Source organism: Pseudomonas edaphica, from assembly GCF_005863185.1.
Classification (GTDB): Bacteria; Pseudomonadota; Gammaproteobacteria; order Pseudomonadales; family Pseudomonadaceae; genus Aquipseudomonas; species Aquipseudomonas edaphica.
Genome location: NZ_VBVZ01000333.1, coordinates 1 through 6,878 on the forward strand (window position 1 = coordinate 1; position 6,878 = coordinate 6,878).

At 56.7% G+C, this 6,878-nt stretch carries 8 protein-coding genes and 1 pseudogene; 7 read left to right on the forward strand and 2 right to left on the reverse strand.

Going from position 1 to position 6,878, the window contains the following annotated elements:
- Positions 1–191: pseudogene (locus tag FEM54_RS20415) on the forward strand (LysE family translocator); the annotation flags it as partial.
- A 326-nt stretch (positions 192–517) separates the two neighbouring features.
- Positions 518–1,060: a DUF924 family protein gene (locus tag FEM54_RS20420; protein ID WP_026013690.1), complete on the forward strand. Its 543-nt coding sequence runs from the start codon at positions 518–520 to the stop codon at positions 1,058–1,060.
- Positions 1,061–1,101: 41 nt separating this feature from the next.
- On the opposite strand, the gene FEM54_RS20425 is transcribed toward FEM54_RS20420, so the two are convergent.
- Positions 1,102–2,541 carry an alpha/beta hydrolase family protein gene (locus FEM54_RS20425; RefSeq protein WP_138452697.1) on the reverse strand — a complete coding sequence of 480 codons (1,440 nt, stop codon included), beginning with the start codon at positions 2,539–2,541 and terminating at the stop codon, positions 1,102–1,104.
- 269 nt (positions 2,542–2,810) lie between these two features.
- On the opposite strand from FEM54_RS20425, the gene FEM54_RS20430 reads away from it, so the two are divergent.
- The 3 genes from FEM54_RS20430 (at position 2,811) to yfcF (ending at position 5,369) form a co-directional block, all read left to right on the forward strand.
- Positions 2,811–3,701 carry a hypothetical protein gene (locus FEM54_RS20430; protein WP_240792775.1) on the forward strand — a complete coding sequence of 297 codons (891 nt, stop codon included), beginning with the start codon at positions 2,811–2,813 and terminating at the stop codon, positions 3,699–3,701.
- Positions 3,702–3,762: 61 nt separating this feature from the next.
- The gene (locus tag FEM54_RS20435) at positions 3,763–4,638 is read left to right on the forward strand and encodes a hypothetical protein (RefSeq protein WP_240792776.1); all 876 of its coding nucleotides are present in this window, start codon (positions 3,763–3,765) and stop codon (positions 4,636–4,638) included.
- 98 nt (positions 4,639–4,736) lie between these two features.
- Positions 4,737–5,369 carry a glutathione transferase gene (yfcF, locus tag FEM54_RS20440; protein WP_138452699.1) on the forward strand — a complete coding sequence of 211 codons (633 nt, stop codon included), beginning with the start codon at positions 4,737–4,739 and terminating at the stop codon, positions 5,367–5,369.
- A gap of 3 nt (positions 5,370–5,372) precedes the next feature.
- Here the strand turns inward: yfcF and FEM54_RS20445 are convergent, their stop codons facing one another.
- On the reverse strand, positions 5,373–5,618 hold the full coding sequence (locus FEM54_RS20445; RefSeq protein WP_017136849.1) for a hypothetical protein: 246 nt from the start codon (positions 5,616–5,618) through the stop codon (positions 5,373–5,375).
- A 143-nt stretch (positions 5,619–5,761) separates the two neighbouring features.
- Between FEM54_RS20445 and FEM54_RS20450 the strand changes: the two genes are divergently transcribed.
- Both FEM54_RS20450 and FEM54_RS20455 read left to right on the forward strand, forming a co-directional pair.
- Positions 5,762–6,406, forward strand: coding sequence for an ATPase (locus FEM54_RS20450; RefSeq protein ID WP_138452701.1), 645 nt, complete (start codon positions 5,762–5,764; stop codon positions 6,404–6,406).
- Between the two features lie 33 nt (positions 6,407–6,439).
- Complete coding sequence (locus FEM54_RS20455) at positions 6,440–6,772, forward strand: hypothetical protein (protein WP_138452704.1); 333 nt, start codon at positions 6,440–6,442, stop codon at positions 6,770–6,772.
- Positions 6,773–6,878: the final 106 nt, after the last annotated feature.

Genomic DNA, 6,878 nt, shown 5'->3' on the forward strand with positions numbered 1-6,878 from the left:
GCGTATCGGCCTTGCTGGGGCTGGGGGCGGTCGGCGCGCCGTGGGTTTACGCATTGTTGGGCGCACTGTTGGGGCGGCGGATCAACGGGGCGGCGGCGTTTACCTGGTTCAACCGCTGCATGGGGCTGGCGTTGGCCGGGTGTGCGTATTTCATGTTTCACGCGTTCTACCTGCACGTTATTGCGCCTTGAACCCGGTGGCGCGCAGTTTCAGGCCACAGGGCGCTTGAGCTCAATGGCATCAAGGCTTTTCCAGCGGTACAGCATCACCGAGATCGCGCAGTTGGCGACAAAGATCCCGTTGATGTTGTACCCGACAGCTTGTTGCGCACTTGGCTATTGGAGTCGCTGAAAACCTGGGCAAGACGGTGGATCATCAGGTAAACCCTATGTGCAATGGTGCGACCGCGCGCAAGCTTGCGCAGCCCATGTGGGACACTTGATGGATATCGCCGACGTCGATGATGAAGTCTGTGCGGCTTTTTTTGTGTTAAGTGTTGGAGAGGACGATGACGAGCATGAACGAACAATCCGCCGAGGCAGTGATCGCGTTCTGGAAGCAGGCAGGGCCAAAACGCTGGTTCGCCAAGGACGACGCGTTTGACGCAGCCTTTCGCGAGACCTTTCACGCCACGCATATGCAAGCCGCCCGGCGTGAGTTGGAAAGCTGGCTGGATTCGGCGCAGGGTGCGCTGGCCTTGCTGATTTTGCTGGATCAATACCCGCGCAATGCGTTTCGCGGCACGGCACATATGTTTGCCACCGACCCGCTGGCGCGTTTGTATGCGCGGCGGGCGGTGGACGCCGGGTTGGATCAACAGATCGAGCCCGAACTGCGCGCCTTCTGTTATCTGCCGTTTGAACATTCCGAAGACCCGGCGGACCAGCAGCGTTCGCTGGCGCTGAACCAGTATTTGGATGCCAGCACCTACCATTGGGCCAAGGAACACGCGGATATCATTGAACGGTTTGGGCGGTTTCCCCATCGCAACGCGGTATTGGCCAGGGCAACCACCCAACCCGAGCATGAGTTTCTCAAGGCCGGTGGTTTCGCCGGCTAGGCCGTGATCGTTCCCATTGCGTGGGAGCGATCATGGGCCTCCTAGACCTCGGTGGGTGCCAAGGCTGCCTTGGCGCCCACCGGACGAAAGCGCCGCGACCCCTTGAGGTCGACCGCCCAGCGCAAGGCTTCGGTGGCCGACGGGCGCTGGCCATGGCTGATTGCGCTGTCATCCTGAGTGAGTGTGCCGAGGTAACCCTGGGCACCGCCGCGCTCGCTCCAGTAATGGGTGTGGCTCAGCCAGGAGCGGGCGAGCCAGCCTTTCCAGGTGCCTACGGTGACGGGTAAATCCAGCACGCCTGCACCCATCACCGGCTTGACCGGGCCGCCGACGATATCGCCAAACAAGCCGTAGGGCGCGGGAAAGTAGAGGTTGGTCCAGCGCGTCACGGCAAACGCCGCAGCATGGTGCAGGTACTGCGGGGTAAACGGTTTTTGCCCAAGCATCACTGGCTTGCGTGCGTTATAGCCATAGCCCTTGGTGTCTTCGGTCGGTGGGCAGGCCGGCGCTTCGCGGCGTTCAATGCGTTTTTTGAAGTCACTCACACTGCGGCCCAACAACAGGCTGGCGTGGGCCATCGGGCTGCCGACGGTGACCAGGTCGCTGATGCGCCACGGATTGCCCAGGCCGCGTTGCTCGATAAATGCCTGGGCCTGCTGCTCGCGGAACCTCAAGGTGCTGCCCAGGCTGCCATCGAGGGCGGCGCCGGCGTTGGGCAATGCTTCATTAATCACCGGTTGCAACGTGGCATTGGCGGCATAACGGCTGGCCAGCTCGCGGTTGCTGGGGATCACCTGGGTCAATTGGTCGTGGTGTTCATGCCACAGGTAACCGACGATGTCGTAAGCAATCACGCTGCCCAGGCTGTGGCCGACGACGATGATACGGTCGTAGTCGCCCTGGTTGTGCAGGGCGCGCAGCAACGCCACCCCGTCTGCGCGGATCTGTTCGCGAATCACCACGTTCTGCGGGTTGGGACTCAAGTAGCGCGCCGCATCGCCGAGGTAAGACAGCGCTGAATAGCGCAACCCTAGCCCGATGGCGCCAAGCAGCAGTGGCAACAGTGCGAACGGATTGTCACTGGGCTCGAACCCGCCCCAGGCCGTGGCTAGAGTGCCACTGGCAATCAGCAGCAGGAGCACCATCAGCGTCCAGCGCGTGGTGCGCCAGATCGGCACGATGGCCTCGGGAATGTCACGGCGCGGGCGTTTGAAAATATCCCATAGCCAGCCCAGCAGGTGACCGACCTTGGTGCCCTGCATTTTGTGGGCCCAGTAGTATTCATAGAAGTCCGTGGAGGTGCGACCTGACGACTTCAGTACGCGCAGGTCGAAATTGCGCGAAAGCCGGTCTGGCTTGCTCCAGTAAAACGGTGTGCCATCGGGCGGGGCGGCAGGGATCATCGCTTCGACGAAGCCGCGTAGCGTGTCCATTGGGCGCTGTTCGCCGATGCCGTGGATAACCACAACTGCTTGTTTCATAAGCTTATCTTCCTTGAAAGCTATGGGGGTAATGCGACGAATACCGGGGCGGTTTTGCTTCGTAGCCAAGAGCTATGATATTGCCATCAATGCGACTGATTCCGCCAGGAATGCACTCGGTGCGCCAGACACTTTTTACGCCAGCCCTGTTAATTCTGACAGTAGACGGAGTATTGGATTCGGCGTGTAGTGCTGTGAGTCCGCCCAGGTGAGGGCGGGTACCTACCTGTTACTGAGGTAGGTGCTCTTAGGCCCCAGGAGTGTCGATCATGTCCGATTCAAGCCAAGCCCCGCGTGAAGTCTGCTGCACCGTTGTATCTGAGCAGTGCCATGAAGATCACAAGGCCTGCCTCGATCATGGGGAGGTGGCGCACGTGCATATTCATGTTCATGTACACCATAAATGCTGTTCGACGGGGGCGGTGTCCGTACCCGTACCCGTGCCGGTGGCCGAAAAAAAATTGCCAGTTATCAGGCTTGGTTTTACCAATATTGCAATTGGCAGTCCGAATTATTCTAAAGTGATGCCGCAGGTCAAGTTGCCAGCCAACTATGGTGCAGAGGGCACGTATAATAAAATTCAATCTGTCATTACGTTTGATGCGATGGCCGATATTGTATCGGCCACCGTAACCGCTGCCGAACTCAAGGCTAAATATGACGTGCTGTCGGTAGGGCTGCATGTGAGTACGTTTACCGTGGCACAAGCTGCCAAGTTGAAAGCCTATGCCGATTTGGGCGGTGTCTTGCTGCTGACCTGTGATAACAGTACTGCGGCTGGCATGACAAATGTTCTGCAGGTATTTGGGCATACCGGCTCCTTTGTTAGCAGTACTATAGGGAGTTACACCGGGGTCTCCTCTGCGTCGGAAAACTTCAGTGACTGTTTTGGTGATTCGTCTGGGCTGCCACTTAAGGGGGGAGGATTACTTGTGATAACCGCCGCACAACTTCCAGCCGGCAGCAGGGTGTTAGCCACCTTTGGTTCTAATGTACTTTTTTGGGTGGTAGGAGGGACAAAGGGTCGGGTGATCGCCTTTAGTGATATAGACCTGGCGGCGATTGATGTTGATGGCGCTACGATCGATAACGGGCAAGAGAGATTTTTAAATAATATGATGGCTTATGTTTTTGATCAGGTGCTGGTGAGCGCGGAATAAGCGCATATGCGGTCGGCAGTAACATTCCGGTAAATTTGCTAAGTTTATAGGAGTTTTGAATATGTCTGATTCAAGCCAGTCCCCGCGTGAAATCAGTGGTGTCGTAGTTTCTGAGACGTGCCGTGAAGATCACAAGAACTGCCTCAGTGGTGAAGAGGTGCATGTACACGTGCATGTTCATGTGCACCGTCATTGTTGTTCGGCGGCGACTGCGGCCGTGACCAAGCCAGTAAAGTTGCAGGTTATAAAGTTTGGTTTTACGAGTGTCGCCATTGGTAATTCAAGTTACCCCAATTTGATGGCGCAGGTTAAAGAGCCCGCAAACTACGGACCCAACGGGACTTATAATAAAATCCAGTCTGTAGACGCTATTGATGCCGCGGCAGATATTGTTGCTCCCTCTATAACGGCTGCTGAATTGAAGGCTAAATATGATGTGCTGTCTGTCGGGTTACATAATAGTAGTTTTACCGTGGCACAAGCAGATAGGTTGAAAGAATATGCAGCGCTAGGCGGCGTCTTACTGTTAGCCTGTGATAATGGCGCCGCTGTAGGCATGTTGAATGTTTTACAGCGATTTGGGCATACCGGTACGCTTGCTGGCGTGCCTGTTGTGGGGGTTTACAGTGGCTTGTCTTCCACAACGGAAAACTTGAGCAGCTATTTCGGCAACTCTTCAGGCGTGACAATCAAGGGGTCTGCATCACTTGCAATGACTGCAACACAACTTCCCCCAGGCAGCAAGGTGTTGGCTACTTTTGGTGCTTATGTGCTTTTTTGGTTGGTAGGCGGCACGATGGGCCGAGTGATCGCATTCAGTGATATTGAACTTACCACCACTGAGGTTTCAGGCACCACGGTAGACAATGGGCAAGAGAAGTTCTTGAATAACATGATGGGCTACGCATTTGATCAAGTATTGGCGAGCGCTGGATAAAAGTATGCATTCCCACCAGGAATGCCCCTATAAAAACAGCGCATTGTCTTTCTGGGCGCCGATCTCGTAGCGTGGTCTCTCACCCAAGGAGAGCTTTTATGCCTTCACCATCGTTGCGCCTTTACGTGGATGCCCAATACACCAGCCCCTACGCCATGTCGGTATTCGTCACCCTGCTGGAAAAGGGCATGACCTTCGAAACCGTCACCCTTGACCTGGACACGGCGCAAAACCAGGCAGCGGAATTTGTCCAACTGTCCCTGACTCAGCGTGTGCCCACGTTGGTGGAAGGCGACTTCGCCTTGTCGGAGTCCTCTGCAATCAGCGAATACCTGGATGAGGCTTTCCCCCAGACCACGGTATACCCGACGGACTTAAAACAGCGGGCGAGGGCGCGGCAGGTTCAGGCGTGGTTGCGCAGCGACTTGCAGGCTATTCGCCAGGAACGTTCGACGCTGGTGGTGTTCTATGGGCAGAAGATGCCGCCGTTGTCGCCTGCGGGTGAGGCGGCCGCGCACAAGTTGATTCAGGCGGCACAGGCGTTATTGGCAGGCAACCCGCTGTACCTGTTCGGTGCGTGGTCGATAGTCGATGTGGACCTGGCGGTGATGCTCAACCGTTTGATCCTCAACGGTGACAACGTGCCCGCCGAGTTGGTGGCCTATGCACAACACCAATGGCAGCGGCCTTCCGTGCAGGCCTGGGTCAACCTGCACCGCCCGGCGCTCTAGGGGTTACAGCCATTCCTGGGCCACACGCCGGCCCAGGTCTTCCCAATCGGCCATGCCCAACACCCGCGTGGTGTTCAAGCCGCGCAGGTAACCGAGCAGTTGCTGGGCGCTGGCGTAACGCAGGTCGGCGTCTGCGGTGTCGTCCTGCAGCACGTTCTCATATTCAACCAGGTAATCGGCGACCCGCTCGCGAAACTCCGGCAATACGGCTTCGCGGATGCGGTCGAAGGTTTTCTGGTGGGGCTTCATGGCGTGGTCCTTATAGGTTTTATGGAGTTAGGCTGCCTGACACTATCGGTTCAAATGATAGTCACCATCAAGGATCACACGTTCTGTTTTTGCGCCAAAAGCGGACAATCACGCCATCGACACGCTGTTCAAGGAAATGCGCGATGAGGACGATAATCCAGCTGGGCCTGATGATACTGATGCTCGGCACCACGGTGCTGGCCAACCCGGCGATTGCCGATGATCTGTGTACAAGCCATTTGCTGCCTCTCGTCGGTAGCGTAGACTCCCTGCGGCACGCGCAATCGGTGGGGGTGTTGTACAGCGAAAACACCCGCGACAACCTCAGCTACCTTGAACGCTACCACGCCATGGCCATGAACGGCGCCAAGGATGCCCTCGACGGGCGCATCCGTGAAGCGTTCGTCAACAGCTCCGACCCGGAACTGGCCATCGATTGGTTAATGAGTTCGTTGCAGGGCACTTTTCTTACAGTAACGGTCTATAGCAGCCTCGATGAATTGGTGCAGGCGCACCCGGATGTGGTGGTGGTGCTCGATACCCACAACCAGCTGCTGACCCAGCGTAACGATCAGGTTGAGGCGCGCTTTGTTGCACGGTTCTATGACGCGAACCTGCAATACATCGCCAAGGCTGAAGGCTCGGTGCACAAACAGGTGCCGTCTGTGTGGGTGCATGACAAGGCGGTGCCGGAAATTGCCGCACAGATTGAACAGCAGCGTGATGTACAGCTTGATGCGTTGAAGCAGTTCGATGTGTCGCTCAAGGCGTTGGTAAGCGCCAGTTGATGTGAACTTTTCTTTTTATACTCAGGATTTTATATGCGCGCTTTTTTCGTTCCGGCCCTGGCTGCTTTGCTGACCGGTTGTATCACCGCTCCCAACGCTCCGAGCTTGACCCTGCAAACCAATAAGACCCCTGAAGGCTATGTGCAGTGCGTGTTGCCCAAGCTTGAAAAACACGGCATTACCTCGACGGTGACCCAGAACTCGCGTCATGCCAAAGTGGTGTTGACCAGCAAGATTGCCGCCGATGATGTACTGGAAGCCTACAAGTCCCAGGACGGCACCAAGGTGTTCCTGTATGAGCGCAAGCCACTGGCGTCGGCGATCAAGCCATCGCGGCTGGAGTTGGCGGCGCAGGATTGCAAATAATCCGAGCCTTCACACCGTTCAAGGTGGGAGCTGGCTTGTCGGGTCGCCGCATCGCTGCGATGGCGGTGTATCAGTCGAGAGGTTTAGTGACTGACACTCTGCTATC